This is a genomic window from Streptomyces sp. NBC_01176 (assembly GCF_045039825.1).
Taxonomy (GTDB): domain Bacteria; phylum Actinomycetota; class Actinomycetes; order Streptomycetales; family Streptomycetaceae; genus Streptomyces.
Map to the genome: position 1 here is coordinate 5,527,230 of NZ_CP108600.1, position 26,826 is coordinate 5,554,055.

At 72.6% G+C, this 26,826-nt stretch carries 24 protein-coding genes; 15 read left to right on the forward strand and 9 right to left on the reverse strand.

Features of this window, described 5'->3' with window-relative positions:
• Window positions 1-90 precede the first annotated feature (90 nt).
• A complete protein-coding gene (locus OG199_RS23885) occupies window positions 91-987 on the forward strand; it encodes a GNAT family N-acetyltransferase (protein ID WP_405831175.1) in 897 nt (298 codons plus the stop codon).
• Window positions 988-1,021: 34 nt separating this feature from the next.
• Here OG199_RS23885 and OG199_RS23890 read toward each other — a convergent pair whose 3' ends face one another.
• Complete coding sequence (locus tag OG199_RS23890; protein WP_356797750.1) at window positions 1,022-1,678, reverse strand: pyridoxal 5'-phosphate synthase; 657 nt, start codon at window positions 1,676-1,678, stop codon at window positions 1,022-1,024.
• Between the two features lie 10 nt (window positions 1,679-1,688).
• A complete protein-coding gene (locus OG199_RS23895) occupies window positions 1,689-2,096 on the reverse strand; it encodes a hypothetical protein (protein ID WP_356797748.1) in 408 nt (135 codons plus the stop codon).
• Window positions 2,097-2,203: 107 nt separating this feature from the next.
• Between OG199_RS23895 and OG199_RS23900 the strand changes: the two genes are divergently transcribed.
• Both OG199_RS23900 and OG199_RS23905 read left to right on the forward strand, forming a co-directional pair.
• Window positions 2,204-2,995, forward strand: a complete 792-nt coding sequence (locus OG199_RS23900) for a helix-turn-helix domain-containing protein (RefSeq protein ID WP_405831177.1) — start codon at window positions 2,204-2,206, stop codon at window positions 2,993-2,995.
• The gene (locus OG199_RS23905; protein WP_405831179.1) at window positions 2,992-3,177 is read left to right on the forward strand and encodes a DUF397 domain-containing protein; all 186 of its coding nucleotides are present in this window, start codon (window positions 2,992-2,994) and stop codon (window positions 3,175-3,177) included. Before OG199_RS23900 ends, OG199_RS23905 begins: the two co-directional genes overlap by 4 nt.
• Window positions 3,178-3,193: 16 nt before the next feature.
• Here the strand turns inward: OG199_RS23905 and OG199_RS23910 are convergent, their stop codons facing one another.
• The gene (locus OG199_RS23910; RefSeq protein ID WP_356797742.1) at window positions 3,194-4,366 is read right to left on the reverse strand and encodes a thiolase C-terminal domain-containing protein; all 1,173 of its coding nucleotides are present in this window, start codon (window positions 4,364-4,366) and stop codon (window positions 3,194-3,196) included.
• 164 nt (window positions 4,367-4,530) lie between these two features.
• Here OG199_RS23910 and OG199_RS23915 point away from each other — a divergent pair, with 164 nt between their 5' ends.
• Entirely contained in the window at window positions 4,531-5,721 is a 1,191-nt protein-coding gene (locus tag OG199_RS23915) for an acyl-CoA dehydrogenase family protein (protein ID WP_405831181.1), read from the forward strand.
• On the forward strand, window positions 5,721-6,209 hold the full coding sequence (locus OG199_RS23920; RefSeq protein ID WP_401800450.1) for a nitroreductase family deazaflavin-dependent oxidoreductase: 489 nt from the start codon (window positions 5,721-5,723) through the stop codon (window positions 6,207-6,209). The genes OG199_RS23915 and OG199_RS23920 overlap by 1 nt, the downstream gene beginning before the upstream one ends.
• 215 nt (window positions 6,210-6,424) lie before the next feature.
• On the opposite strand, the gene OG199_RS23925 is transcribed toward OG199_RS23920, so the two are convergent.
• Window positions 6,425-7,060, reverse strand: a complete 636-nt coding sequence (locus OG199_RS23925; protein WP_356797767.1) for a TetR family transcriptional regulator — start codon at window positions 7,058-7,060, stop codon at window positions 6,425-6,427.
• Window positions 7,061-7,248: 188 nt separating this feature from the next.
• Between OG199_RS23925 and OG199_RS23930 the strand changes: the two genes are divergently transcribed.
• The 3 genes from OG199_RS23930 (at window position 7,249) to OG199_RS23940 (ending at window position 11,206) form a co-directional block, all read left to right on the forward strand.
• Window positions 7,249-8,001 (forward strand): VOC family protein, encoded by a 753-nt coding sequence (locus OG199_RS23930; protein WP_356797736.1) that lies wholly within the window; start codon window positions 7,249-7,251, stop codon window positions 7,999-8,001.
• A gap of 210 nt (window positions 8,002-8,211) precedes the next feature.
• A complete protein-coding gene (locus tag OG199_RS23935; RefSeq protein WP_356797734.1) occupies window positions 8,212-10,536 on the forward strand; it encodes a serine/threonine-protein kinase in 2,325 nt (774 codons plus the stop codon).
• 61 nt (window positions 10,537-10,597) lie between these two features.
• Entirely contained in the window at window positions 10,598-11,206 is a 609-nt protein-coding gene (locus tag OG199_RS23940; protein ID WP_405831184.1) for a hypothetical protein, read from the forward strand.
• A 13-nt stretch (window positions 11,207-11,219) separates the two neighbouring features.
• Here the strand turns inward: OG199_RS23940 and OG199_RS23945 are convergent, their stop codons facing one another.
• From OG199_RS23945 to OG199_RS23955, 3 genes are read right to left on the reverse strand one after another with little or no spacing between them, the layout of a single operon-like run.
• Window positions 11,220-11,999 carry an enoyl-CoA hydratase/isomerase family protein gene (locus tag OG199_RS23945; RefSeq protein WP_405831186.1) on the reverse strand — a complete coding sequence of 260 codons (780 nt, stop codon included), beginning with the start codon at window positions 11,997-11,999 and terminating at the stop codon, window positions 11,220-11,222.
• Window positions 11,996-12,412, reverse strand: coding sequence for a Zn-ribbon domain-containing OB-fold protein (locus tag OG199_RS23950; protein WP_405834654.1), 417 nt, complete (start codon window positions 12,410-12,412; stop codon window positions 11,996-11,998). The genes OG199_RS23945 and OG199_RS23950 overlap by 4 nt, the downstream gene beginning before the upstream one ends.
• A gap of 45 nt (window positions 12,413-12,457) precedes the next feature.
• Window positions 12,458-13,618, reverse strand: coding sequence for a lipid-transfer protein (locus OG199_RS23955; protein WP_356797728.1), 1,161 nt, complete (start codon window positions 13,616-13,618; stop codon window positions 12,458-12,460).
• A gap of 103 nt (window positions 13,619-13,721) precedes the next feature.
• Between OG199_RS23955 and OG199_RS23960 the strand changes: the two genes are divergently transcribed.
• Window positions 13,722-15,320, forward strand: coding sequence for a FadD3 family acyl-CoA ligase (locus OG199_RS23960; protein ID WP_405831188.1), 1,599 nt, complete (start codon window positions 13,722-13,724; stop codon window positions 15,318-15,320).
• Window positions 15,321-15,598: 278 nt separating this feature from the next.
• Here the strand turns inward: OG199_RS23960 and OG199_RS23965 are convergent, their stop codons facing one another.
• Both OG199_RS23965 and OG199_RS23970 read right to left on the reverse strand, forming a co-directional pair.
• Window positions 15,599-15,769 carry a hypothetical protein gene (locus tag OG199_RS23965; RefSeq protein ID WP_356797724.1) on the reverse strand — a complete coding sequence of 57 codons (171 nt, stop codon included), beginning with the start codon at window positions 15,767-15,769 and terminating at the stop codon, window positions 15,599-15,601.
• Between the two features lie 261 nt (window positions 15,770-16,030).
• A complete protein-coding gene (locus OG199_RS23970) occupies window positions 16,031-18,985 on the reverse strand; it encodes a BTAD domain-containing putative transcriptional regulator (protein WP_401800463.1) in 2,955 nt (984 codons plus the stop codon).
• A 224-nt stretch (window positions 18,986-19,209) separates the two neighbouring features.
• On the opposite strand from OG199_RS23970, the gene OG199_RS23975 reads away from it, so the two are divergent.
• The 6 genes from OG199_RS23975 (at window position 19,210) to OG199_RS24000 (ending at window position 26,717) form a co-directional block, all read left to right on the forward strand.
• Complete coding sequence (locus OG199_RS23975) at window positions 19,210-20,469, forward strand: amidohydrolase family protein (RefSeq protein ID WP_401800465.1); 1,260 nt, start codon at window positions 19,210-19,212, stop codon at window positions 20,467-20,469.
• Complete coding sequence (locus OG199_RS23980; protein WP_356797718.1) at window positions 20,466-21,428, forward strand: LLM class F420-dependent oxidoreductase; 963 nt, start codon at window positions 20,466-20,468, stop codon at window positions 21,426-21,428. Before OG199_RS23975 ends, OG199_RS23980 begins: the two co-directional genes overlap by 4 nt.
• Window positions 21,429-21,495: 67 nt before the next feature.
• On the forward strand, window positions 21,496-22,281 hold the full coding sequence (locus OG199_RS23985) for a glucose 1-dehydrogenase (RefSeq protein ID WP_356797716.1): 786 nt from the start codon (window positions 21,496-21,498) through the stop codon (window positions 22,279-22,281).
• A 98-nt stretch (window positions 22,282-22,379) separates the two neighbouring features.
• Entirely contained in the window at window positions 22,380-23,498 is a 1,119-nt protein-coding gene (locus tag OG199_RS23990; RefSeq protein WP_356797714.1) for an LLM class flavin-dependent oxidoreductase, read from the forward strand.
• Window positions 23,499-23,511: 13 nt separating this feature from the next.
• Complete coding sequence (locus OG199_RS23995) at window positions 23,512-25,242, forward strand: amidohydrolase family protein (RefSeq protein ID WP_405831192.1); 1,731 nt, start codon at window positions 23,512-23,514, stop codon at window positions 25,240-25,242.
• The gene (locus tag OG199_RS24000; protein WP_405831194.1) at window positions 25,239-26,717 is read left to right on the forward strand and encodes an aldehyde dehydrogenase family protein; all 1,479 of its coding nucleotides are present in this window, start codon (window positions 25,239-25,241) and stop codon (window positions 26,715-26,717) included. The genes OG199_RS23995 and OG199_RS24000 overlap by 4 nt, the downstream gene beginning before the upstream one ends.
• Window positions 26,718-26,826: the final 109 nt, after the last annotated feature.

The following is a 26,826-nucleotide window of genomic DNA, read 5'->3' on the forward strand; positions in this document are numbered from 1 at the left end:
TGCCGTTCCCGAGCCCGTCCCGTTTTCCGGCCCTTCGCCGTACCGGAAAACCGGAGGCGGCGACCGGGCGGTGGACGGAATCATGGCGGCATGCCACGTGAGCCTCACACCTGGGCGGTCACCCACGATGTGGACGCCTTCCTCACGCGCGCGGGGGACTTCCTCCGTTCGCGGCCCGCTCTGCACACCGTGCCGCTGACGGTGACCCACGCGCTGCGCACCCGGGGTCCGAGCACGTTCGGGGCGCAGGCGCCGGTGCTCGGCCTGCTGGAGCGCGGCGGGGACGTGCGCGCGGCCTTCTTCCGCACGCCGCCCCACCGGCTGAACGTGACGCCCCTGTCCGAGGAGGACGCCGACTCCCTCGCCGCGCGCCTGGCGGACCTCGGTCACGACCTGCCGGGCGTCACCGCCGACCGGGCCACCGCCGCGGTCTTCGCCGAGGCCTGGCAGCGGCGCCGCACGGGCGTGAGCGCCTCGCTGTACCGCCACGACCGGCTGTACCGGCTGGACACACCGGCCGTGCCCGGGCCCGTGCCGCCCGGCCGGCCGCGGGCCGCCGCGGACGGTGACCAGGGGCTGCTCGCCCGGTGGTACGGCGAGTTCGCCGAAGCGATCGGTGAGCGGACCGCGCGTGTCGCCGACGACTGGGCCGCCGCGCGGATCGCCCACGGCGGCATCACCCTCTGGGAGGCGCCGGACGGAACCCCGGTCGCGATGGCCGGCACGACCCCCCGGGTCGCCGGACAGGTGCGGGTCGGGCCCGTCTACACCCCCGCCCCCTTCCGTGGCCGGGGGTACGCGGGGGCCGCCACCGTCGAGGTCGGCCGGGCCGCGCTGGCCTCCGGCGTGGACGACGTCCTGCTCTTCACCGACCTCTCCAACCCCACCAGCAACGGCCTCTACCAGCGGATCGGCTACCGGCCGGTGGCCGACTTCGACGTGTACGACTTCAAGGACCCTTCGCGTCCCGCAGAAGTGTCCGCCTGACGGTGGCGGGAGCGCGGCCCGCGTCCTCAGCCCCTCAGGGCCACAGCAGCTCCGTGTGCCAGTCCGCCCCCGCACGGCGGTAGACGAGCCGTACGTGGCGGCGTCGCGCGTCTCCCTGGAAGAACTCCACCTCCTCGGGCTGGAGGCGATAGAGGGTCCAGGTCGGCGCCGTCGCGTCCGGCTCGCGCCCCGCGCGCTCCCAGGCGGCGTCCGAGGCGAGCGCCAGCTCCTCGGCCGAGCCGAGGACATCGCTCTGCCTGCCGACCAGCGCCGCGGCCAGCGCTCCCGTCGAGCGGGCGTGCAGGTCCGCCTGCCCCTCCTCCGGCGGTGCGGCCGTGACCGGTCCGCGCAGCCGGATCTGACGGCCCTGGGCGGGCCAGTAGAACTCGATCGCCGCGTACGGACGGGCGGCGAGCTGCCGTCCCTTGCGGCTGGTGGTGTGGCTCGCGAAGGCCCATCCGTCCGGGTCCGCGCCGTGCAGCATCACGATCCGTACGTCCGGCAGACCGTCCTCGTCCACCGTCGCCAGCGACATCGTGTGCGGCTCGGTCTGGCCCGCCGCCACCGCCTGCGCGAGCCACTCCGTGAAGAGGGGCAGGGGTGCGGCGGGCGCGGCTGCCGGGTCGAAGTCCGGCAGCTCGACGTCCCACACCCGCAGCGACCTCAGCAGCTCGTGAAGATCCGTTCCCATGCCCCGAGTATCACTCGGGCATCCGGCAGAGCTGCGCCATCAGCACCCCGTGCAGCAGTTCCGCGTCCACGAACTCGCCGATCTCCGGTGCGCCGGCGCCCCAGCCGAGCGGGTAGGTGTTGCCCTCCGGTGCGGGGACCCCGATGTACTCGTCCTGCCCGGACCGGGTGAAGCGGCGGGCTCCCGGCGGCCAGTCGTGCTCCGCGCTCTCCCCGGGGGCCAGCAGGAAGTACGTCCACCGGCAGCCGCTCATCTCCCGTACGACGGGTCCGGGGCGTCCCTCGGTCAGTCCGGTGAGGTGGTGCAGCACGGCCTCCCCGCGGACGCCGCAGACCCGGACGGCGTCGAAGTGGACCCCGGCGAGACGTAGTTGAAGACCTGACCTGGGGACCCAATTCGGGGTGAGTTCGTTCGTCATGACTATGAGCGTGACGGCGGTTGCGTAGCGTGACCAGATGAACACGGTCCACATTGCCGGTTGTGGGGAGGACGGTGGCTGTCGTGGGGGCGAGTGGTGGGGTGTCCATGGGGCGCAGGCTGGTGGGGGAGTTGCTGCGGATCCACCGGGGGCGGCTGGGGCTGACGCAGAAGGAGGCCGGAGAGCTGCTGCTCGTCTCCGAGTCGATCTTCGGGGCTTACGAGAGGGCTGAGCGGATCCCGCCGATCGAGTTCCTCAAGGGTGCCGACAAGGGACTGGACGCACGAGGGGCGCTCATTGCGTGCGTCGAGATGATCGACGAGGAGAAGTACCCGCCGAAGTACTTGGATTGGGTGCGGCTGCAGCGGCTGGCGAAGATCATCAGCGGGTACGAGGTGATGGTTGTCCCCGGGCTGTTCCAGACCGAGGCCTACACGCGGGCCTTGTACGTGTCGCGCGTGCCTGCCTACACGGAGGAGGAGATCGAGCGCCACGTGCAGGCTCGATTGGAACGGCAGGTGGTGCTGACCCGCACCCCACCGCCCCGACTGGGCTACGTGGTCGAGGAAGCGGCGCTGGAGCGTGAGTTCGGCGGGCCGGTGGTGCTGAAGGAGCAATTGCTGCATCTGTTGGAGTGCATGAGGACGCTGAACCACCTGACGGTGCAGGTCATGCCGAACAAGCGGCACACGCACGCGGGGCTGCAAGGGCCAATGCAGTTGATGAGCACGGAGGAAGGCCGCAATCTGGTCTTCGTCGAGTCTCAGGCAGGCAGTACGTTGATCTCCAAACCGGAACACGTCAACGGTCTGTTCGACCTGTTCGGCATGCTGCGAGCCCAGGCTCTGACGCCATGGGAGTCCGCGGAACTCATCGCGATGAAAGCGGGGCAACTGTGAACACGACCGAACTGGCCTGGTTCAAGTCGAGCTACAGCACCAACGAAGGCGGCGAGTGCCTCGAAATAGCCATCACCCCCACCACCATCCACATCCGCGACTCCAAGAACCCGGCAGACGCGACCCCCGCCCTCGCCGTCACCCCCACCACCTGGACGGCCTTCCTCCGTACCGTCCGCTGAGGCGGCCGTCGCGGCCCTACCGCCCGAGTACCACCGTGCCGGACGAGCAGAACCAGCCCCCGGTGCCGGACGCCACGGCCAGCCGGGGCGGTTCGCCGTCCGGGCGTCGTACCTGGTGTCCGTCCGCCTCTCCGCGCAGCTGCCTGACCGCCTCGACCAGCAGGAACAGCCCTCGCATCCCGGGGTGCTGGGCCGACAGCCCGCCCCCGTCGGTGTTCACCGGCAGCTCCCCGCCCACCAGCAGCCGTCCCTTGCCCGCGTCCACGAACGCCCCTCCCTCGCCCTTCGCGCAGAAGCCCAGGTCCTCCAGTGTCACGAGCGTCATGTAGGTGAAGGCGTCGTAGATCTCGGCCACGTCGATCTCGTCCGGCCGCACCCCCGCCCGCTCGAAGGCGAGGCGTCCGCTGACCGCCGCGGGGGACACCGTGAAGTCGGCCCACTCGGACATCGTCGTGTGGGAGACGTGCTCCCCGGTGCCGAGGATCCACACCGGGGCCGTACGGCAGTCCCGTACGTACTCCTCGGCCACCAGCAGCACCGCCGCGCCGCCGTCGGAACGCAGGCAGCAGTGCAGCTTGGTGAAGGGGTCGGCGATCATCGGGCCGGACAGGACGTCGTCGACCGTGATCGGGGCGCGGAACATCGCCTCCGGGTTCAGGGCCGCGTTCGCGCGGGCCTGGACGGCGACGGAGGCGAGCTGTTCGAGCGTCGTGCCGTACTGGTGCATGTGGCGGCGCGCGGCCATCGCGTACTTGGCGATGAGCGTGTGGCCGTAGGGGACCTCGAACTGGAGGGGGCCCCGGGCGCCGAAGGAGAGGTCGCCGGTGCGGCGGCCCGCCCTGATGTCCGCGCGCGCCGTCGACCCGTACACGAGGAGGACGGCGCGGGCGTGGCCGGCCGCGATCGCGTCGGCCGCGTGCGCCGCCATGACCTCCCAGGTGGAGCCGCCGACGGCGGTCGAGTCGACCCACGCGGGCCGCAGCCCGAGGTACTCGGCGACCTCGGCCGGGGGGAGCGTGCCGAGGCCGGCCGAGGCGAAGCCGTCGACCCGCGCCCGGTCCAGGCCCGCGTCCGACAGCGCCCGGCGGGCGGCCTGCGCGTGCAGGGTGTAGGGAGTCGCGTCGTCCACCCGGCCGCAGTCGGAGAGGGCGACACCCACCACGGCGACCTTGCGCTTCCCCGGAGTCATGAATCTGACGGTACATCAGGTAACGGGTGCGGGGGAGGGTGCTCTTTCTTCGTCCCGCGTCCGCCCGGCATCCGTCCCGTGTGCGTCCCGTCCCGTTCCGTCTCTGTGCATCTCTCTCCGTGCGGCCTAACATGACGGCCCGTCAGATCAGGAGGGGCCTGCCCATGGACGCCCGTTTCACCCCCGAACAGGACGAGATCCGCCGCACCCTCCGGGAACTCCTGCTCAAGCGGTGCGGCCCGGACGAGGTGCGGGCGGCCGTGCGGACCGCCGCCGGATACGACACCGGCCTGTGGGACACGTTCGCCCGGCAGCTCGGTCTGCCGGGGCTCGCCCTTCCCGAGCGGTACGGCGGAGTCGGCTGCTCGGTCACCGAACTCGCCCTCGCCTGCGAGGAGTCGGGGCGGGCCCTGACCCCCTCGCCGCTGATCTCCACGGCCGTCCTGGCCGCCCCGCTGATCCTGGCCCTGGGCACCGAGGACCAGCGCGCCGCGCTGCTGCCCCGGATCGCGGGCGGCGAACTGACCGCGGCCCTGGCGGTGCCGGGTGCCGGGCTCCCCACCGCCCTCGGGCTGGTCGGCGACCACCACGGGGACTGGGCGGGCGGGGGGCGCGCCGGCGGGGTGCAGGCCCGGCGGGCCGACGGCGGCTGGCGACTCTACGGGCAGGCGGCCCATGTGCTCGACGGGCACAGTGCGCGCCTCCTGGTGGTGGCCGCGCACACCGGAGGCTTCGCCAGGTCGCGGACCTCGCTGTTCCTCGTACGGGAGGGCGCCGACGGGCTCGTACGGACACGGCAGACCTCGCTGGACGAGACGAGGGCGCAGGCCCGGGTGGAGCTGCGGGACGTGGCGGCCGAGCCGCTGGGGGACGGCGCCGACGCGCTCGGCGCGCTGGCCGGCCTCGGCCGGAGTGCCGCCGCCGTACTCGCCGCGGAGGCGGTGGGCGCCGCCGACCGGGCGCTGGAGCGGACCGTCGAGTACGTGCGGCAGCGGGAACAGTTCGGGCGGGCCATCGGTACCTTCCAGGCGGTCAAGCACCGCCTCGCGGACGTGTACGTGCGGGTGCAGGCGGCGCGCTCGGCCGCCTACTACGCGGCGTGGGCGGCCGGCGAGGGCGGCGACCCCGAACGGGTCGGGGGGCTCGCGCTCGCCCAGGCCCTGGAAGCGCTGCGCACAGCCGCCGCCGAGGGGATCCAGCTGCACGGGGGCATCGGCTTCACCTGGGAGCACGAGGCCCACCTGTACTTCAAGCGGGCGTCCGGCGACGAACTGCTCTTCGGGCCCGTGCACCGGCTGCGGGCGCACGCGGCCGACGACGCGCGCCTCTTCGAGGGCGGGGAGGTGGTGGTCTGATGGCCCGCGGGGCGCTCCGCGGAGTCCGGCTCGTGCAGAAGGTGTCCTCGACCCGGACCTTCGCCCGCGTCGCGCCGCATCTCGTCCCCGCCGTGGACCGCGCGGTGCACCGGCTGACCCGCGGCAGGGTGCTGCTCAGCGCGCGGATGCTGCCGGGCGTCGTCCTCACGACGCGCGGTGCGAGGAGCGGGCTGGCCCGGCGGACACCGCTGGCCTGCATGCCGGAGGGGGCCGACGCGGCCGGCTGGCTGCTGGTCGGCTCCAACTTCGGACGCGCGGACCATCCGGCGTGGACCGCCAATCTGCTCGCCCACCCGGACGCCGAGGTGAACTGGAACGGCGCGGACATCCCGGTGACGGCCCGGCTGCTGGAGGGGGAGGAGCGGGCCGCGGCCTGGAAGGCGGCGCTGGCGTTCTGGCCGCCGTACGCCACGTACCAGGCGCGGATCGACCGTGAGATCCGGCTGTTCCGGATCACGCGCCGCTGAGGGCGGGAGCCGCCCGGTCACGGCCACGGGGGACGCGCGGAAAGGCGAGGCGCGGGGCCCGCACAGCACAGCGGGCGGCAGCCCGCCGGAAACGGACCGTCCGGCGTGGCTGCCGCCCGCATGACAGGACGTGGGGGGGCAGGGAGAAGCAGAGGAAAGCGGAAGAAAGCGGCGGAACGCAGAGGAAGGGAGGGAAAGGGAGAGAAAGAGGACTTCTACTTGGTCGGCTTCTTCCCGGTCACGCCGAGGTGCACCAACAGCGCGAGATTCGGCTTGAGTTCAGCCTGTTTGACACCCCACGTCTGGAAACCCTTCTGGTGCGAGGCCACCGCCGCGAGCATCGCGACGAGGGAGCCGGCCATCGCCGCGGGGTTCACGTCCTTGTCGACCCTGCCCTTGGCCTGCAGTTCGGCGACCGTGTCCGTAAGGGAGTTGTTCACCGAATTGAGGATCTTCATGCGGATCTTGTAGAACCGCTTGTCGCCCTCGGCGGCGCCCAGGTCGACCACGCGGAGAATGGCGTCGTTCTTCCGCCAGAACTCCAGGAACCCATCGACGAGTTCCTGCGCGGTCTGCCAGCCGGCCTTGCCGGCCCAGGAGCGCCCGTCGAGCAGTTCCGTCAACCCGGCGCCCTCCGCGGCCATTTGCTCCGCGATCTCCAGGACGGCACCTTCGACGTCCGGAAAGTACTGGTAGAAAGTCGCCGGTGAAGTGCCTGCCTTACGGGCGACATCAATGACTTTGACGTCCCGGTAGGGAGAGGAGCTGAGCATTTCACTGAGGCAGTCGAGCAGCTTCTGCCTGGTCGCCTGCCCACGCCGACCGGCCACGCGGCCGTCGACGGTACGCACTTGTCCTGTCATGCCGTCAGCTTACCGAGGGGTGATCGGAGCGCGATTCGGCCGACTGCAAATGGGGTGCGGTGGGGTGTTGTGGGGCGTGGGTGAGGTGTGAGATGGGCGCCGGACGGGTCCGCGGGGCCTCTCCGGCCGGTGCGGGCCACCGCGCGAGGTGGGGAAAACGCCATTAACTTGGCCGCATGGCCGTATCCCCGGCATCCGGCGCCTTCGACGCGTCCGGTGCCTTCCCCGAAGGCGTCCCCTGCTGGGTGGAAGCGCAGCTTCCCGACGTGGAGGCGGGCCGGCGCTTCTACGGCGAGCTGTTCGGCTGGACCTTCGGGGAGGGGTTCGGGCCGCCCGGGACCGGTGTGTGGGCGCGCCACCACGGCGAGCCCGTCGCCGCCCTGGTGCCCAAGGGGGACGGCCGCATGCCCACCGTCTGGACGGTGTACTTCGCCACCCCGGACGCCGCGGCACTGGCCGCCCGGATCACCACGGCGGGCGGACAGCTGATCACCGCGCCCACACCGGTGGGCTCCTTCGGCACGACGGCCCTCGCCACCGACCCCGAGGGCGCCGTGTTCGGCCTCTGGCAGGCCGGGGACCACCCCGGTTTCGGAAAGCGGCACGCGCCGGGCTCCTTCTGCTGGGCGGAGTTGTACGCACGCGACACCTGGGTCGTCGACGCGTTCTACGGGGCCCTCTTCCACGACGCCCTCTTCGGCGCCGACGCCTCCCCGGACGTCGGCCGGGCCCCCGTCCTCGACGTCTTCCCGGCCGAGATGCCGCCGCACTTCCTGGTCCATTTCGGGGTCGAGAGCGTCGAGGCGGCACTCGGAACGGTGAACCGGCTCGGCGGCCGGGTCCAGGTGCCCGCCTTCGACACCTCGTACGGAAAAGTGGCCGTCGTCACCGACAATCAAGGGGCGTCGTTCGCCGTCATCCAGCGGTGAACGGCCCCGGCCGGTGGCGGTGAAGCTCCGTCCACCGGTGGGGAGAAGCCGTTATATCCCGAGACACCCCGATCCGCCCCCGGTTCGCAACCGGTGGCGCGGACAGGAAGAATCGGGGTGCGTGCCGCCAAGGCGGTGCGGTGGTGAGACGCTGCACTGGGCTGCGTTCATACGTGGATGACGTGGCTCGTACGGGGAGGTGGCAGGCAAGTGGTGGATCAGCTGACGCAGCACGATCCGCGTCGGATCGGGCCGTTCGAGGTGCTGGGGCGGCTGGGTGCCGGCGGCATGGGGCTGGTCTATCTCGCGCGCTCGGCCTCCGGCCGTCGCGTGGCGATCAAGACGGTCAGAACGGAGCTCGCCGAGGACCAGTTGTTCCGGGTGCGCTTCACGCGTGAGGTCGAGGCCGCGCGCGCGGTCTCCGGCTTCTACACGGCGGCCGTGGTCGACGCCGACCCGCGCGCCGCGGTGCCGTGGCTGGCCACCGCGTACGTTCCGGCGCCCTCCCTCGAGGAAATAGTGAACGAGTGCGGGCCGATGCCGGCCCAGGCGGTCCGCTGGCTGGCCGCGGGCGTCGCGGAGGCCCTGCAGTCCATCCACGGCGCGGGGCTCGTGCACCGCGACCTGAAACCCTCGAACGTGCTGGTGGTCGAGGACGGGCCGCGGGTCATCGACTTCGGTATCGCGTCCGGTGTATCGAACACCCGTCTGACGATGACGAACGTCGCCGTCGGTACGCCCGCGTACATGTCACCCGAGCAGGCGAAGGACTCGCGCAGTGTCACCGGCGCGAGCGACGTCTTCTCGCTCGGCTCGATGCTCGTCTTCGCCGCCACCGGACACGCCCCCTTCCACGGCGCGAACCCGGTCGAGACGGTCTTCATGCTGCTCCGGGAGGGTCCCGACCTCGCAGGCCTCCCGGACGAGCTGAGGCCGCTGATCGAGTCCTGTATGCAGATGGAGGCGACCGGCCGCCCCAACCCCGCCGACCTCCAGGCGCAGCTGGCTCCCCACCTGTTCGGCTCCGGGTCGGACGACAGCGGTACGGCATCGGCCTGGCTGCCCGAGCGGGCGGTGGGCCTGATCGAGTCGCGCCGCGGGGGCCGTCCGCCGGTGAAGGCCCCGCCGTCCGGGGGCCGCAGCGGTGGCGGCCGCCCGGCGGTGCCCCCGCCGCCCTCGCACGCTCCCGCGGTCATCGGCGCGCCCGACACCGGCCCGGTGCGGCTGGCGGGTGCCAAGGTGCCCATCGGCCCCGGGCCGCGCGTCGCCGACGCCCGTGCCGCGGCCGTGAAGGCCCCTCCTCCGGAGGCGGGCCTCGCCGCCTCCTGGTCCCGGCCGCGCGTCGGCGTCAACGGCGCCGACCCCGTGCCGGTGATCGCGCCGCCGCCCCCGCCGGACTCCCCGTCCGGCTGGCGGCCGTGGCGCTTCCGTATGTCGAACGACGTCTGGGGCACGCCCACGGTCGCCGGCGACCTCGTCTACGTCACGTCCTTCGAGGTCCACGCCCTGGACGTGGCGACCGGCCGCCGCAGCTTCAAGACGCGGGACGTGGCCTGGTCGATGGCGGTCGCGGACGGCCGTATCCACGCCTCCGACGGCCCGACACTCTTCGCCCTGGACGCCCGGGAGGGCGCCGATCTGTGGCGGCTGGCGACGGACGCCTGGGTCTACTCCCTCAAGGCCGACCGGGGGACGGTCGTCACCGGGACGCGCGGCGGCGGGGTGCAGGCCTGGGAGGCCTCCAACGGTCAGAAACTCTGGGAGGTCACCGGCGCCCAGACCGACTTCGAGTCCCCGGAGGCCGGGCCCGCCGTGCACGACGGCACGGTGTTCGTGTGGAAGGACGCACGGCTGCGCGCGCTGGAGGCCCGTACGGGTGAAGAGCGCTGGTCGTACCCGATCGGCGACGCGGCGTCGTGCGGCGGTGTGCCGGTCCGGCTGACCCGGGCCGACGACGGCTACGTGTACATCTCCGCGGGCACCCGGGTGCTCGCCGTCGACATGGCGAGCGGTCACGTCCGCTGGCACTTCGAGGCACCGGCGGTCTTCCTGTGCCCGCCGACCTTCGTACCGGGGCCCGCGGTCGCCGGGGGCGGCGTGTACCTCGCGGACTACCTCGGCACGGTGTACGCGCTCGACGCCACCGACGGGCGCGACCGCTGGCGCATCGCGACCGAGGCCCGTGCCTCCATCGAGCCGGTGCTCGTCGCCGCGGGACATGTCCACGTCGGCAGCGGAAAGGGCCTGTACACCCTGGACGCGGTCACGGGTACGCCGAAGTGGCGCTTCCAGGCGGGCGGCGACATCGTGGGCGCGCCCGCCGTGGCCGAGGGCCGTATCCACTTCGGCTCCACGGACCATCTGCTGTACACGCTGAAGGCCGACGACGGGCGCCTGCGCTGGAAGCTGGCGACCGGCGGCGAGATCACCGGCGCCCCCGTCGTCAAGGACGGCGTCGTGTACGCCTGCAGCAAGGACCGCTGTGTGTACGCCCTGGACGCGGAGAAGGGCACCGGTACGGCTCGCACGGCGTGAGACGGGCCGCCGGTGGACCCGCGCCGGATCGGGAGCGCCGGCCGTGGGTAGGCTGGACGGCATGCAGACGCGGGGGCGCAGACTCAAGTTCACAGCGGTGTCGGCGATAGTGGTGCTGGCTCTGACCGGGTTCTCGACAGGCCATGGCCACGGGAGCCGCAGCCGCCACAGCGGTGGCGGGGGCGGGTGCAGCAGTTCCCGCCAGGACCACGACAGTTCGTCGTCGACGTCGGGCGGCGGCGGCTCGTACGGCAGCGGTTCGTCCGGCGGCGCCACGTACGGCTCCGGTTCGACCGACGACGACAGCGCCGGCAGCGCCGGCAGCGGCGGTACCTACCGGTCGCGGCCCACGCACCGTTCCACCTCCACCGCGTCCTCCGGCGGGACCGCCCGGCCCCTGGCGGACGGCACCGCGACCCTCGTGAGCTGCGCGTCCGAGAAGGCCCCCTACGCGACGGTCGAGGTGCGGAACCCGAACGGACGCGAGGGCGCCTTCGTCGTGTCGGTCGCCTTCAAGGACCACGCGGACGTCACCGTCGTCGGCGGCACGGGGCGGGTGCGAGTGCCCGCGAAGGGCCGGGCCAGTGTCCGGGTCCCCGTGGGCAGCGCGGGTCTCGCCGGCTCCGTCGACCACTGCCGGGTGGAGCCACGGGCCGTCCCCGAGAGCTGACGTCCCGCCGGGCTCACCGCGTCCGGAAACCGTCCGGGCGCCGGGCGGAGAACAGTTCCGCCTGCCGGTCCGGGGGCAGGTTGCCCAGGGAGATGAGCTGGGGGGACTGGGCGAAGGCGTGGGCGCGGGCCGCCTCGTGGGCCGTCCACAGGGCGCGCACGGTGCCCTGCACCCCCTCCGTCGGACAGGACGCGACGACCTCGGCGCACCGGACGGCGGCCTCCAACGCCGCGCCGGGAGGCGTGAGTTCGGACACCAGCCCGATGTCGTACGCGCGCCGCGCGGACATCCGCTCGGCGGTCCCCAGCAGCGCCATCCGCGCGGCCTCCCCGTACGGCATCCGATGCGCCATGTAGACGGACTCGTACGCGCTGACCATGCCGTACGTCGTGTGCGGATCGAAGAAGGTCGCGGTCTCGTCGGCGACGACGAACTCCGCCTCCCCGAGCAGGTAGAAGGCGCCGCCGCAGGCCATTCCGCGCACGGCGGCCACGACCGGCTTCCACAGGTCGTTGGCCTTGGGGCCGACCCGCAGGAGCGGATCGTCCACCATGAAGGGCGAGTCCGGCTGGGGCACCTCGGCCGCACGGTCGAGTCCGGAGCAAAAGGCCCGCTCGCCCGCCCCGGTGAGCACGACGGCCCGCACGGAGTCGTCGAACCGGAACGCCTGCCAGGCGGCGGCGAGTTCAGCGGCGGTCGCCACATCGATCGCGTTGAGTCTGGCGGGCCGGTCCAGGGTGAGGACGGCGACCCCGGTGTCCTTGTCGCAGGAGATCCGCAGCCCGCCGCTCACGACCGCTCCAGAACCCACTGCGGCAGCCCCTCGGCGCCGAACACGATCCGTACCCGCGCCCCGATCCGGATCCGGTCGGGGGCGAGGGAGCCCAGCGGGGCGCCGGGACCGGCGACCAGGTTGCCGACCAGGCGGATGTGCGGGGCCTCCGTGAGTTCGACGACGGCCGCGTTGTACGGCACCCGGGCCGCGTACGCCGGCAGCAGGGGCGGATGCGGGACGACGTACGACCAGACGCGGCCCACTCCGCTCATCAGCCGCCACCGGCTGTCGAAGGAACGGCAGTGGGGACAGCAGGGCCGGGGCGGGAAGCGCAGCTCGTCGCAGTCGGCGCACGCCTGGATCCGCAGCTCGCCCCGGGCGGCGTACTCCCAGAAGGGCGCGCCGTCGTCGTCCACGACCGGCGAGAGCAGGCGTTCGGTGGTGTCCGGGGCGGGGGGTCGTGTCATCTCGGCTCCTCAGGTTCGCAGCAGGACCGCGGAGGTGGGGACCCCTTCCCCGGCCGTGACCAGACAGGTGGCGGCTCCCGGCACCTGCGCGGTGCTGGTCCCGCGCAGCTGCTTCACGCCCTCGTTGATGAGGTTGAAGCCGTGGACGTACGCCTCGCTGAGCCCGCCCCCGCCCGTGTTGAGGGGCAGCCGTCCGCCGATCTCCAGTGCGCCGCCCTCGGTGAAGGCGGCGCCCTCGCCCCGGCCGCAGAAGCCGTAGCCCTCCAGGGAGAGCGGTATGAGGGGCGTGAAGGCGTCGTAGATCTGGGCCACGTCGACGTCGTCCGGCGTGAAGTCGGCGTTCTTCCACAGGTGCCGGGCGGCGGTCCAGGCGGGGCCGGTGAGCGGGTCGTCGTTCCAGTAGTTGACCATGCCGTGGTGCTGGGCGGGCAGGCCCTGGGCGACGGAGTGGACGTACACGGGCCGGTGCCGGCAGTCCCGCGCGCGCTCGGCCGACACGACCACGCACGCCAATGCCCCGTCGGTCTCCAGGCAGTTGTCGAAGAGGCAGAGGGGTTCGCTGATCCAGCGGGAGGTCATGTACATCTCGCGGGTGAGCGGGCGGTCGTACATCATCGCGGCGGGGTTCTGGTTGGCCCGGTTGCGGCAGGCGAGCGCGACGTTGAAGAGGTGGTCGCGGGTGGCGCCGTACTCGTGCATGTAGCGCCGCGCCAGCATGCCGATCTCGTCGGCGGGTCTGAGCAGGCCGAAGGGGCGGGTCCACTGCGCCGGGGTGGGTAGCTGGGCGACCGTGTTCCTCCAGGGCCGGGGGCCGCTGCCGCGCTTGCGCGACCGCCAGGCGACCCCGACCGTCGCCTGTCCGGTGGCGACGGCCGCGGCGAGATGGGCGATGGTCGCGCACGAACCGCCGCCCCCGTAACCGACCTTGCTGAAGAAGGTGAGGTCGCCGAAGCCGAGGGCCTTGGCGACCTCGACCTCGTCGGTCTCCTCCATGGTGTAGGAGGCCAGCCCGTCGACCTCCTCGGGTGCGATCCCGGCGTCGTCGAGGGCGGCGAGAATCGCGCGACAGGCCAAGGTCTTCTCGGAATCAGGGAGTTGCTTGGCGAAGGGGGTCTGACCGATACCGACGACGGCCGTGGCGTCCTTGATCCCCGCCGTGCTCCGTGCCATGGGCGCGCGCCTCCCTGTGAACCGGGGCTGCTGACAGTGCGTCAGGCTACCGCTAATCTGACGGGCAGTCAGCTAGCTGTCGTCGGTCATGGGGAGGCCCGCTGTGCGCGGTGACTTGGAGTGGGGCAGCATCCCGGGGCTGATCCGGTCGGCGACACGGCGGTTCGCGGACCGCGAGGCCGTCGTCGAGGGCCGGACGCGCATCACGTACGCGGAGCTGGGCGCCCGCGTGGAACGGGCCGCCGCGGCCTGCCTGGCCGAGGGGGTGCGGACGGGCGACCGGGTCGCCGTCTGGGCGCCGAACACCCTCGACTGGATCGTCTGCGCGCTCGGCGCGGTCTCGGCGGGCGCCGTGCTGGTCCCGCTCAACACCCGCTTCAAGGGCGCCGAGGCGGCTTACGTACTGGCCCGGAGCAGGGCGAGACTGCTCTTCGTGACGGGGACGTTCCTGGGGACCTCGTACGTGGCGTCACTGCGCCGGGCGGCCGGCGAGGGGGAGGGTTCCGGCCCGCTCCCCGGACTCCCGCACCTGGAGCGGGTGGTGGTGCTGTCGGACGACGCCCCCGCCGACTTCCGGACCTGGAAGGACTTCCTGGCGGACGGGGAGGGCGTCGGGACGGCGGAGGTACGGGAGCGGGCGGCGTCCGTGCCCGGAACCGCTCCGTCCGACATCGTCTTCACGTCGGGGACGACGGGGCGGCCCAAGGACGCGGTGATCACACACGCGCAGAGCCTGCGGGGCTACGCGATCTGGAGCGAGCTGGCCGGGCTGCGCGCGGGCGACCGCTATCTGATCGTGAACCCCTTCTTCCACACCTTCGGCTACAAGGCGGGCGTGCTGGCCTGTCTGATGCGCGGCGCGACGATGGTCCCGCAGCCCGTTTTCGACGTGGACACGGTGCTGGCGAACGTGGCGGCGGAACGCATCTCGGTCCTCCCCGGTCCGCCCACGCTCCACCAGTCCCTTCTGGACCACCCGTCCCGGGACGCGTACGACCTGTCCGCCCTGAGACTGGTGGTGACGGGGGCGGCCGTGGTTCCCCTGCGACTGGTGGAGCGGCTGAGGTCGGAGCTGAGGATCGGCACCGTACTCACCGCGTACGGGCTCTCCGAGGCGAGCGGGATCGTCACCATGTGCCGCCGGGGGGACGCGCCGGCCGTGATCGCCTCCACGTCGGGGCGCGCGATCCCGGACACGGAGGTCCGGGTGGCGGACGCGACCGGCGCGCCCCTCGCCCCCGGCACCCCGGGCGAGGTGCTCGTCCGCGGTTTCCACGTGATGCGGGGCTACTTCGAGGACCCGGCGGCCACGGCGGCGGTGCTGGCCCCGGACGGCTGGCTGCGCACCGGTGACGTGGGCGTCCTCGACGCGGCCGGGAACCTCCGTATCACCGACCGGATCAAGGACATGTTCATCGTCGGCGGCTTCAACGCCTACCCCGCCGAGATAGAACAGCTCCTCGGCCTCCACCCGGAGGTCGCGGACGTGGCGGTGATCGGCGTGCCCGACGGACGGTTGGGAGAGGTCGGCAGGGCCTACGTCGTACGGCGCCCGGGTGCGGCCCTGACCGGCGACGACCTGATCGCCTGGTCGCGCCGCGAGATGGCCAACTACAAGGTGCCCAGGACGGTCGAGTTCGTGACCGAACTCCCGCGGAACGCGAGCGGGAAGGTGGTGAAGGGGGACCTTCGGAAGCGCTGAGGGCGTCGGGGGAGGGGACGGCGGTGGCGCCGGCCGGAGCGGTGGGCGCGGGGTGTCCGGCCGTCCGGGCCGGCCCCGGACACACGTCGGCCGCGGCGGCTCCCCCTCCGCGCCGCCGCGGCCGATCCCCGTGTGGTGCGGACCGCTGATCCCCCGTCGGTCCCCCGTTTCCCCCGTGGTCCCCCGTGGTCCCCCGTGGTCCCCCGTTTCCCCCGTGGTCCCCCGTTGGCCCCCGTTGGCCCCCGTGGTTCCGTCGATCCCCCCGTGCGGACCCGGTGTCAGGCGGGCTCGTCCGTGGCGTGGACGTTGTCCGTGGTGGCGTCGCCGGTCTCGCCCGGGGCGATCGGGTTCTTGCCCTTGAGAGGCTCGGTGGTCGCGTGGACGTTGTCCGTCGTGGCCGTCGGCTCGTCGGTGGCGTGGACGTTGTCGGTGCTGTTGGTGTCGCTCATGACTGGCTCCCCTGCAGTTCTTGGATGCGTTGGGCGGAAGGCGCCCGTCCGGCAACTCCCCCGAGGGTCGCCGGACGGGCACTTCGTGGCCGGTTCACCCTAGAGGCCCGGCCTGTTGTCATCCCGCCTGCCCCCCGACGCGACGGATCGACTCGTTGAGAGTGACGTGTGGCGATAAACGAATGATGAACGCGCAGGCGCACGGTCACGGGAGACAGGCATGGGCGTGCCGGTTCGGGGGACGGCCGGCGCCCCGCGTCCTCAGGCGACGGCGAGCGGCTTCAGGAGCGACCGCACCTCGGCGGCTTCCGGCGCGCCCATCGCCTCGAAGATGTCCAGCGCCTCCCGCCAGCAGACCTGGGCGCGGCCGGACTGACCGATCGCGCTCAGGGCCCGGCCGAGCACGGTCAGGACGTTGCCGCGCCGCCAGTCGCCGCCGATGCCGCGCAGCACGGTCAGCGCCAGCTCGGCGTTGGCCGCGGCCTGCGCGGACCGCCGGGCGGCGACGTCGGCCTCGGCCAGCCGGAAGAGGGTCATGCCCTCCCAGAGCCGCTGGCGGCTGTCCCGGAACACCGCGAGGGCTTCCTGGAGACGGTCGACGGCCTGCGAGAGCTGGCCGCTCTGGGTGAGCGCCAGGCCCAGCGCGTAACGGCCGTTGGCGCCCTTCAGCGCGTGGTCCATGTCGTCGTACATGGCCGTGCCCTGCCGCGCCAGGGCCACCGCGCTCGCGGTCCGTCCGGTGGCGAGGTGGATACGGGACAGGTTGCACAGGGCGCTCGCCTCGCCGGGCCGGTCCTCGCAGGCGCGGAAGTTCTCGATGGCGCGCGTCAGGTGCGCCTCGCCGTCCTCGTGCCGGTTCTGGTAGATCGCGATCACGCCGAGGATGTTGGACGACCAGCAGCTGGTCAGCGGGTCGCCGGAGGCCAGCGCCAGTGTCAGGGCACGGGTGGCGGCCCGGTCCGCCGGGTCGAAGCGGCCGGTGATGTGGTGCACGAAGGCCAGGGTCGTCAGGGCCCGGCCCTGCGCCCGCGACGCGCCCGCCTCCTGCGCGGCGGCGTCCGCGGCCCCGGCGACGGCCTCGTACTCCTTGGAGTTCGCGCCCGACTCGGCCAGGTCGCAGGCGGCCCACAGCAGGTCGACCGCGCGTGCCAGCGTCTCCGGGCCCATCGACTGCCGTACGCAGGCCAGCGTGCAGACCGCCTCCGCGTACAGCCAGTCCTGGGCCTGGTGCCGGTCCTCGAACACCAGGCCCGGATACTCCGTGGCCTCCAGGTGCTCCACCAGCCGGTCCCCGGGCCGGTCGATCGCGTAGACCCCGGCGGTCGTCGCCAGATAGAAGTCCAGCAGCCGCGACAGCGCCGCGTCCCGCTCGCTGGGCGGCTGTTCGTCGCGTTCGGCGCAGGCGCGCGCGTAGAGGCGGACCAGGTCGTGGTAGCGGTAGCGGCCGGGGGCGGCGGATTCCAGGAGGGAGGTGTCGACGAGGGATTCCAGGAGGTCCTCGGTGTCCTCGACCGGGAGGTCCAGGACGGCGGCAGCCGCGGCCAGCGAGATGTCCGGGCCGTCCGCGAGGCCCAGCAGACGGAAGGCGCGGGCCTGGGCGGGCTCCAGCTGGCCGTAGCCGAGCTCGAAGGTGGCCTTGACGGCGAGGTCGCCGGCCTGGAGTTCGTCGAGGCGGCGGCGCTCGTCGCCGAGTTTCGCCGCCAGCACCGAGACCGTCCAGGTGCGGCGGGCGGCCAGCCGGGAGGCGGCGATACGGATCGCGAGCGGGAGGAAGCCGCAGGCCGCGACGACGTCGAGGGCCGCCTCGCGCTCCGACGCCACCCGCTCCTGCCCGACGATCTTCGTGAAGAGCTGGAGGGCCTCCTCGGGCGACATCACGTCGAGGTCCACCAGATGGGCGCCGGCCAGGTCCACCATCCGCACCCGGGACGTCACCAGGGCCGCGCAGCCCTCCATGCCGGGAAGCAGGGGCCGTACCTGAGCGGCGTCCCGGGCGTTGTCCAGCAGCACCAGGACCCGGCGGCCGTCGAGGACCGAGCGGTAGAGCGCCGCGCGTTCCTCCAGCGTGTCGGGGATGGAGGAGGCCGGGTGGCCCAGGGCACGCAGGAACGCGCCGAGCACCGTCTCCGGCTCCGCCGCCCTTGCCCCGGCGCCCTGGAGGTCGACGTAGAGCTGTCCGTCGGGGAAGGCGGCCCGCGCCTGGTGGGCGACGTGCACGGCGAGGGTCGTCTTGCCCACGCCCCCGATGCCCGCGAGCGCCGAGACCGCCATCACCCGGCCCTCCTCGGTGGAGGCGGCGGCGAGTACGTCGCTGAGTTCCTGGACGAAGGAGGCGCGGCCCGTGAAGTCCGTGACCGTGGCCGGGAGCTGGGCCGGGCGCACCGGTGCCGCCGCGGGTTCCGCCGTCGGGGCGGACGGCTCGGCGAGGCCCGGGTCCGCCTGGAGGATGCGCTGCTGGAGCTCCTTCAGGCCCGCGCGCGGGTCGACGCCCAGTTCGTCGGCGAGCAGCCGGCGGGTGTCGGCGTAGACGGCGAGGGCCTCGGCCTGCCGACCGCTGCGGTACAGCGCCAGCATGAGCAGTTCGCGCAGCCGCTCCCGGAGGGGATGCGCCGCCGTCAGCGCGGTGAGCTCGGACACCGCCTCGGCGTGGCAGCCCTGCTCCAGGTCCATGTCGAGCCTGGACTCGAGGAGTTGGAGGCGCCATTCCTCCAGGCGTGCCCGCTGGGTGTCGGCGTACGGCCCCGGCACGCTCGCCAGGGGTTCCCCGTCCCACAGGACCAGCGCCCTGTTCAGCAGCTCGCGGGCGAGGCCCAGGTCTCCGGAGTGCTTCGCCTTCTCCGCGTCGGCGGAGATCTCCTGGGCCTCGGCGAGGTCCAGCGTGCCCGCGCCCTCGGACAGCCGGATCGCGTAGCCGCCCGACTCGCTGATCAGCACGCCGGGGTCGAGGGCCTTGCGGAGCCGGGAGGCGTACGTGCGGACGGCGGCCAGTGCCTGCGAGGGGGGTTCCTCGCCCCACAGGGCGTCGATCAGCTCGCCGGACGTGGCGGTGCGGCCCTCCCGCAGCAACAGTGCTGCCAGCAGGGCGCGTTGCTGCGGGGACCCTGTGGGCAGCGGATCCTCGCCACGCCAGGCGCGCACCGGTCCGAGCACGCTGAAGCGCAACGCCGCCGATTCCTCGGCGCGCCGCTGCTCCGGCACTCGCGGTACACCGTCCATCGCTGTCCCCCTGCCGAACCGTCAGTGCAACGAGGCCAGTTTGCCTTGTTCATGGCGGATGCGTCAGCCGTGGGAGACGGCGATCACAGCCGCGCGCGCGGGCCGGACGCGGAAGATCACATGTCCTTCACACGCTCTCCGCACACGTTCGCACAGAGTCGCGGGTTTCCGGGAGCGCTTCCAGGGAGCTGACGGGTCGTCAGATCGGCGCTACCGTGGGCCGTATGGAGACCACCCAGACCCCTTCGACCGCCTCCGACTTCCCCAGGATCATCTCGGTGGACGACCACACCGTCGAGCCCCCGGGCGTCTGGCGGGACCGCCTCCCGTCGAGGTACCGGGACACCGGGCCCCGCATAGTGCGCGCGCCGCTGAAGGAGATGACCTTCCTCGGCGGCAGGTTCGCCCCGGTGATGGGCGGGCCGGGCGACGACGGGCCGATCGGGGACTGGTGGGTGTACGAGGACCTCCACCGGCCTCTCACCCGCCTCGACACCGCCGTCGGATACGACAGGGACGAGATACGCCTGGAGGTCATCACGTACGAGCAGATGCGGCCCGGCTCGTACGACGTCCCCCAGCGGCTCGCCGACATGGACGTCAACCACGTCCAGTCCGCGCTGTGCTTCCCGACCTTCCCGCGCTTCTGCGGGCAGACGTTCACCGAGGCCAAGGACCGTGAGCTCGGACTGCTCTCGGTGCGGGCCTACAACGACTGGATGGTGGAGGAGTGGTGCGGCCCGGCGGCCGCCGGCCGTCTCGTCCCGCTCACCCTCATTCCGCTGTGGGACCCCGCGCTCGCGGCGGACGAGGTGCGCCGCAACGCCGCCCGCGGTGTGCGCGCGGTCGCCTTCTCCGAGATCCCGCCCCATCTGGGGCTGCCCTCCGTGCACACCGACGACTGGGACCCCTTCCTCGCGGCCTGCGACGAGACCGGCACGGTCATCGCCATGCACATCGGTTCCAGCAGCAGGATGCCGTCGACCTCGGCCGACGCCCCGCCCGCCGTCGGTTCCACCATCACCTTCGCCAACTGCTGTTTCTCGATGGTGGACTGGCTGATGAGCGGCAAGTTCGAGCGCTTCCCGAACCTGCGGGTCATGTACGCCGAGGGCCAGATCGGCTGGATCCCCTACATCCTCGAACGCGCCGACGTGGTCTGGGAGGAGAACCGCGGCTGGGGCGGCGTCGCCGACAAGGTCCACCGCCCGCCGTCCGAGCTCTTCGCCGACCACGTCTACGGCTGCTTCTTCGACGACGCCTTCGGGCTCAGGAACCTCGACTCCATCGGCGTCGCGAACGTCCTGTACGAGACCGACTACCCGCACTCCGACTCCACCTGGCCGAAGTCCCGCGAGGTCGGGGAGTCCCAGATGGGCCACCTCGACCCGGACGTGGTCGAACGGATCGTACGGGGCAACGCGATCGACCTGCTGGGGCTGACCCGGGAGGGTCTGTGGGCGGGTCCGGGCGGTGCCCGGTGAGCGGGAACGGGTCCCGGCCGCACGGCGCCGCGGACCGGCCCCTGCGCTACGGCATCCAGCTCCCGGTCCAGTCGCAGAGCACCCTCTACGCCGAGGGATGGGAGGCGGGCGCCGGTCCCGCCGATCTCGTCGAGATCGCCCGGGCCGCCGACCGCTCGGGGTTCGCGTACGTCGCGTGCTGCGACCACGTCGCCGTCCCGCGCCGGCTCGCGGACGCCATGAGCACGGTCTGGTACGACCCGGTGGCCACGCTCGCCTTCCTGGCCGGCGTGACCGGGCGGGTACGGCTGCTCAGTCATGTCGCGGTCGTCGGGCTGCGGCACCCGCTGATCACGGCCAAGCAGTACGCCACCCTCGACCACCTCAGCGGCGGACGGCTGATCCTCGGGGTCGGGGCCGGGCACGTGCCGGAGGAGTTCGAGGCGGTGGGGGCCGACTTCCGGCACCGCGGCGCCGTGCTCGACGAGTCGATCGACGCGCTGCGGGCGGCGCTGGGGCAGGACGAGTTCCCCGAGCACCACGGGAAGCTGTACGACTTCGAGGGGCTCGGCCAGCGGCCCCGGCCGGCGCAGGCGAGGGTGCCCCTGTGGGTCGGCGGCTCCTCGCCCGCCGCCGTGCGCAGGGCCGCGCTGAAGGCGGACGGCTGGCTGCCGCAGGGCGACCCGCGGGAACGGCTGCCCGGGCAGATCGAGACGCTGCGGCGGCTGCGCGAGGAGGCGGGCGTCCCCGACCCGCTCACCGTCGGCGCCATCACCGAGCCCCTGTACGTGGGCGAGCCCGGCTGGGAGGTCGGGCGCCGCACGCTCAGCGGACCGCCCGAGGCCCTCGCCGAGTCGCTGCGGGCGTACCGCGCGATGGGGGTGGACCAGATCCAGGTGCGGTTCCGGTCGCGCGGGAGCGGCGAACTCGTCGACCAGATGGCCGCGTTCGGCGCCGGCGTGGCGCCCCTTCTCGGCTGAACCGCCGGGGCCGCCCTGCCGGTCGGGCGGGCGGCGCGGATTGTCGGACACGACCAGGGAGACGGACATGGGCAAGCTGGACGGACGCGTCGTCCTCATCACCGGCGCGGCGCGCGGGCAGGGCGAGCAGGAGGCGCGGCTCTTCGCGCGGGAGGGCGCCAGGGTCGTCGTCGCGGACGTGCTCGACGACCAGGGGGAGGCGCTGGCCAAGGAGATCGGCGCGCGCTACGTCCACCTCGACGTGCGCGAGGAGGACGGCTGGCGTGCGGCGGTCGCCGTCGCCAGGGAGACGTACGGGCGGATCGACGGGCTGGTCAACAACGCCGGCATCCTGCGCTTCCACGAGCTGGTCGACACCCCGCTGGAGGAGTTCCAGCAGGTCGTGCAGGTCAACCAGGTGGGGGTCTTCCTCGGGATCAGGACGGTGGCGCCGGAGATCGCGAGCGCGGGCGGGGGCACGATCGTCAATACCGCCTCCTACGCGGGCCTCACCGGGATGGCGTGCGTGGGCGCCTACGCCGCGACCAAGCACGCCATCGTGGGCCTGACACGGGTGGCCGCCCTGGAACTGGCCGCCAAGAGGATCCGGGTCAACGCGGTCTGCCCGGGCGCCATCGACACGGCGATGAGCAACCCCGCCCAGCTGGACCCGGACGCCGACCCCGCCGCAAGCGCGGCGACGTCCCGGGCGCTGGACGAGCTGTACCGCAAGCTCGTGCCGCTCGGCCGGATCGGGCGGCCGGAGGAGGTGGCCCGCCTCGCCCTCTTCCTCACCGGCGAGGACTCCTCGTACATCACGGGCCAGCCGTTCGTGATCGACGGGGGCTGGCTGGCGGGTGTCAGCGTCATCTGACGTCCCGTCAGCTATTGACGCCTCGGGGGCCCGGTGCGACAGTCGGCGGACAGTAGATCTGACGGAATGTCAGATACGGATGGGGACGGTGAACCTCCTTGGAATTCGGGCTCTTTGTACAGGGATACGTGGGCAAGCGCGCCGAGACCGACCCGCTCGCGGAGCACAAGGCGCTGATGGAGGAGACGGAGTACGTCATCCAGGCGGACAAGTCCGGCTTCAAGTACGCCTGGGCGTCCGAGCACCACTTCCTGGAGGAGTACTCGCACCTCTCGGCCAACGACGTCTACCTCGGGTACCTGGCACACGCGACCGAGCGGATCCACCTCGGGTCGGGCATCTTCAACCCGCTCGCCCAGGTCAACCACCCGGTGAAGGTCGCCGAGAAGGTCGCCATGCTCGACCACCTCACCGGCAACCGCTTCGAGTTCGGCAGCGGGCGGGGCGCCGGCAGCCACGAGATCCTCGGCTTCATCCCCGGCGTCACCGACATGAACTACACCAAGGAGATCTGGGAGGAGACCATCGCCGAGTTCCCGAAGATGTGGCTCCAGGACGAGTACGCCGGCTTCCAGGGCAAGCACTGGCAGCTCCCGCCGCGCAAGATCCTGCCCAAGCCGTACGGGAAGTCGCACCCCGCCATGTGGTACGCGGCCGGATCGCCGCCCTCGTACGCGATGGCCGCCCGCAAGGGGCTGGGCGTGCTCGGCTTCAGCGTGCAGAAGGTCTCCGACATGGAATGGGTCCTGGAGCAGTACAAGACGGCCGTCGTCGAGGCGGAACCCGTCGGGGACTTCGTCAACGACAACGTGATGGTGACGACCACCGCGATCTGCGCGCCGACGCACGACGAGGCCGTCCGGATCGCCGTCAGCGGCGGCCTGCACTACCTGCCCTCCCTCGTCTTCCGCTACCACGACACCTTCCCGCGCCCCGAGGGCTTCCCCGTCTGGCCCGAGACCCTTCCCGAGTACAACGAGGAGTTCATCGAGCTGCTGATCGCCGAGGAGCTGCTGATCTGCGGCGACCCGGACGAGGTGCTCACCCAGTGCAAGCGGTGGGAGCAGGCGGGCGCCGACCAGCTCTCCTTCGGCCTGCCGGTCGGGGTCTCGCGCGAGTACACGCTCCAGACCATCGAGCTGATCGGCCGGCACGTGATTCCGAAGATCGACACGGACCCGGTGCACCGGACCACCCGGTTCCGCCAGGCTTCCTGAAGGGGTGGCGGCCATGCTCGACCACGTCATCAGGGACGCGACCGTCGTGGACGGCACGGGCGCGCCCGGCCGCCGGGCCGACGTCGGCATCCGGGACGGCCGGATCGCCGTGATCGGCACGGTGACCGAACCGTCCCGGACGAGCGAGGACGCCACGGGTCTCGTCCTCGCCCCCGGCTTCGTCGACCCGCACACGCACTACGACGCCCAGCTGTTCTGGGACCCGTACGCGACCCCGTCCCTGAACCACGGGGTCACCACCGTCGCGGGCGGCAACTGCGGCTTCACGCTCGCCCCGCTCAACCCCGAGCGGCCCGAGGACGCCGACTACACACGGCGGATGATGTCCAAGGTCGAGGGCATGTCCCTGGTCGCCCTGGAGGAGGGCGCGCCCTGGAACTGGCACACCTTCGGCGAGTACCTGGACGCCCTGGAGGGGCGGATCGCCGTCAACGCGGGCTTCATGGTGGGCCACTGCGCGCTGCGACGGTACGTGATGGGCGCGGACGCGGTGGGCGGACAGCCGACCGGGGAGCAACTGGCCCGGATGCTCACGCTGTTCCACGAGGCGATGGACGCCGGCGCCTGGGGTCTGTCCACCACTCAGTCCTCCACCCACTCCGACGGCGACGGGAGACCGGTCGCCTCACGGCACGCCGGCCCCGGCGAACTGCTGGCGCTCAGCCGGGCGGTGGGGGAGCACGAGGGCACCCAGATCGAGGCGATCACGGCCGGATGCCTCGACCAGTTCAGCGACGCGGAGATCGACCTCTTCGCCGAGATGAGCGCGGTGGCGGGGCGTCCGCTGAACTGGAACGTGCTGACGATCGACGCCGCCGTGCCCGAACGGGTGCCGAGGCAGCTGCTGGCGAGCGAGCGGGCACGGAAGGCGGGCGGCCGGGTGGTGGCCCTCACCATGCCGATCCTCACCCCCATGAACATGTCGCTGGGCACCTTCTGCGCGCTGAACCTGATCCCCGGCTGGGGACCGGTCCTCGCGCTGCCCGTGCCGGAGCGCATCGCGCGACTGCGCGACGCGGACGTACGGGCCGAGATGCTGCGCCGGGCCGGCTCGAAGGAGGCCGGTGTCTTCCGGCGGCTCGCGCACTTCGGGCGGTACGTCATCGGCGACACCTACAGCGCGGCCAACGAGGGACTCACCGGACGGGTGGTCGGGGACATCGCGGCCGAACGCGGCCAGGAGCCCTTCGAGTGCCTGGTCGAGATCTGCGCCGCAGACGGGCTGCGGACCGTGCTGTGGCCGATGCCCTCCGACAACGATCCCGACTCCTGGTCGCTGCGCGCGGAGACCTGGCAGCACCCGGACGTGCTGCTCGGCGGCTCGGACGCGGGCGCCCATCTGGACCGCATGTGCGGGGCCCCGTACACGACCCGGTTCCTCGGGGACTGTCTGCGCGGGCGGAGACTGGTGCCGCTGGAGCGGGCCGTGCGGATGCTCACGGACGACCCGGCGCGCCTCTTCGGGCTGCGGGAACGCGGGCGCGTCGCCGAGGGCTTCCACGCGGACCTCGTGCTCTTCGACCCGGAGCGGATCGACGCGGGCAAGGCCACCCTGGTGCACGACCTGCCGGGGTACAGCCCGCGGCTGGACTCGAAGGCGATCGGCGTGCGGGCGGTGTGGGTCAACGGCGTCGAGGCCATCCGCGACGACACGGTGACCGGGGCCGTCCCCGGGAAGGTGCTCCGCTCCGGGCGGGACACGAGGACGGTGAGCACGCGGTGAGCGATGCCATCGGGAACGGGCCGGCGGCCGACGGGCAGCGGCTGTTCATCGGCGGCTCGTGGGTCGCGCCCGACGACGGGCACTACGCGGTGACCGACCCGGCGACCGAGGGGCTCGTCGGATGGGCGCCGGAGGCCTCCCGGGACCAGGTGCGGGCGGCGGCGGCCGCCGCCCGCGAGGCCTTCGGGCCCTGGTCCCGGACGCCCCCGGCGGAACGCGCCGCCGTGCTGGGCCGGGCGGCCGACATCATCCAGCGCCATGTCGTCCCGTACGCCGAACTCGCCGCGGCCGAGAGCGGTGCCACGACGCCGACCGCGCGCGGGATGCAGGTGGGGGTGGGTGCCGCCCGCTTCCGGCGCTACGCCAGGGTCGAGCCGGCCGAGCGGCCGCTGCCGCCGCAGATCAACGAGGCGGGGCCGTTCGGCGGGGCGGCCGTGATGGGCGCCCTCGCGGTGCGCCAGCCCGTCGGCGTGGTCACCTGCATCACCTCGTACAACAACCCCTGGGCCAACCCGGCGGGCAAGATCGCCCCCGCGCTCGCCATGGGCAACACGGTGGTCGTGAAGCCCGCCCCGCAGGACCCGCTGTCCGTGTACCGGATGGCGGAGGCGCTGGAGGCGGCGGGCGTGCCGCCGGGTGTGCTCAACGTGGTGAGCGGTTCGCGTGCGGAGGCCGGGGAGGCGGCCGTGGACTGCGAGGACGTGGACATGGTCAGCTTCACCGGCTCGACCGCGGTCGGCCGGCGGATCGCCGAGGTGTGCGGACGCGGGATGAAGCGTCAGCTGATGGAGCTGGGCGGGAAGGGGGCGGCGGTCGTCTTCGACGACGCCGACCTCGACTCGGCGGTGTCCGGGATCGGCACCACGTACTCGTTCTACAGCGGACAGATCTGTACGGCGCCCACCCGGGTGCTCGCGCAGCGGGGTGTGTACGACCGGCTGGTCGGCGAACTCGCCGCGTACGCCGGACGGTTGACGGTCGGGGATCCGCGGGAGCCGGGGACAGTGGTCGGGCCGGTCATCTCGGCGGCCCACCGGGACCGGGTCGAGGCGTATGTCGAACTCGGCCGGAAGGAGGGGGCGCGGGTGGTCGCGGGTGGCGAACGGCCCCCGCGCGACCGGGGTTTCTACGTCGCGCCCACGCTTCTCGTGGACTGCACCGCGGACATGCGGGTGGTGCGCGAGGAGATCTTCGGGCCCGTCGTCGTGGTCGTCCCCTTCGACGACGAGGAGGAGGGGATCGCGCTCGCCAACGACAGCGACTACGGGCTGATCGACTACGTCTGGTCGGGCGATGTGGCCCGCGCCTTCCGGGTCGCCCGGCGGCTCAGGGCGGGCGGGGTCGGGATCAACACCGTCGGCCGCAACATGGAGGCGCCCTTCGGCGGGTTCAAGAAGAGCGGTGTCGGGCGGGACGTGGGCTCCTACGCCCTGCACGCGTACAGCGAGGTGCAGGCCCTCGTATGGCCGGGATGACCCTCGTACGGCGGAGGTGGCCGACCGGTCCGTAACGTCGCTACGCCAGAAGGTAGCGTTGCTATCGAAGAGGTGTTAGCGTTGCTCTCGTCGGGTTGCGAGCACCGCT

Excerpts from the sequence above, each read along its gene's own strand:
- OG199_RS23885 (WP_405831175.1), top strand. The coding sequence starts at position 91 with ATGCCACGTGAGCCTCACACCTGGGCGGTCACCCACGATGTGGACGCC.
- OG199_RS23890 (WP_356797750.1), bottom strand. The coding sequence starts at position 1,678 with ATGGGAACGGATCTTCACGAGCTGCTGAGGTCGCTGCGGGTGTGGGAC.
- OG199_RS23895 (WP_356797748.1), bottom strand. The coding sequence starts at position 2,096 with ATGACGAACGAACTCACCCCGAATTGGGTCCCCAGGTCAGGTCTTCAA.
- OG199_RS23900 (WP_405831177.1), top strand. The coding sequence starts at position 2,204 with ATGGGGCGCAGGCTGGTGGGGGAGTTGCTGCGGATCCACCGGGGGCGG.
- OG199_RS23910 (WP_356797742.1), bottom strand. The coding sequence starts at position 4,366 with ATGACTCCGGGGAAGCGCAAGGTCGCCGTGGTGGGTGTCGCCCTCTCC.
- OG199_RS23915 (WP_405831181.1), top strand. The coding sequence starts at position 4,531 with ATGGACGCCCGTTTCACCCCCGAACAGGACGAGATCCGCCGCACCCTC.
- OG199_RS23920 (WP_401800450.1), top strand. The coding sequence starts at position 5,721 with ATGGCCCGCGGGGCGCTCCGCGGAGTCCGGCTCGTGCAGAAGGTGTCC.
- OG199_RS23930 (WP_356797736.1), top strand. The coding sequence starts at position 7,249 with ATGGCCGTATCCCCGGCATCCGGCGCCTTCGACGCGTCCGGTGCCTTC.
- OG199_RS23940 (WP_405831184.1), top strand. The coding sequence starts at position 10,598 with ATGCAGACGCGGGGGCGCAGACTCAAGTTCACAGCGGTGTCGGCGATA.
- OG199_RS23955 (WP_356797728.1), bottom strand. The coding sequence starts at position 13,618 with ATGGCACGGAGCACGGCGGGGATCAAGGACGCCACGGCCGTCGTCGGT.
- OG199_RS23965 (WP_356797724.1), bottom strand. The coding sequence starts at position 15,769 with ATGAGCGACACCAACAGCACCGACAACGTCCACGCCACCGACGAGCCG.
- OG199_RS23970 (WP_401800463.1), bottom strand. The coding sequence starts at position 18,985 with ATGGACGGTGTACCGCGAGTGCCGGAGCAGCGGCGCGCCGAGGAATCG.
- OG199_RS23975 (WP_401800465.1), top strand. The coding sequence starts at position 19,210 with ATGGAGACCACCCAGACCCCTTCGACCGCCTCCGACTTCCCCAGGATC.
- OG199_RS23985 (WP_356797716.1), top strand. The coding sequence starts at position 21,496 with ATGGGCAAGCTGGACGGACGCGTCGTCCTCATCACCGGCGCGGCGCGC.
- OG199_RS23995 (WP_405831192.1), top strand. The coding sequence starts at position 23,512 with ATGCTCGACCACGTCATCAGGGACGCGACCGTCGTGGACGGCACGGGC.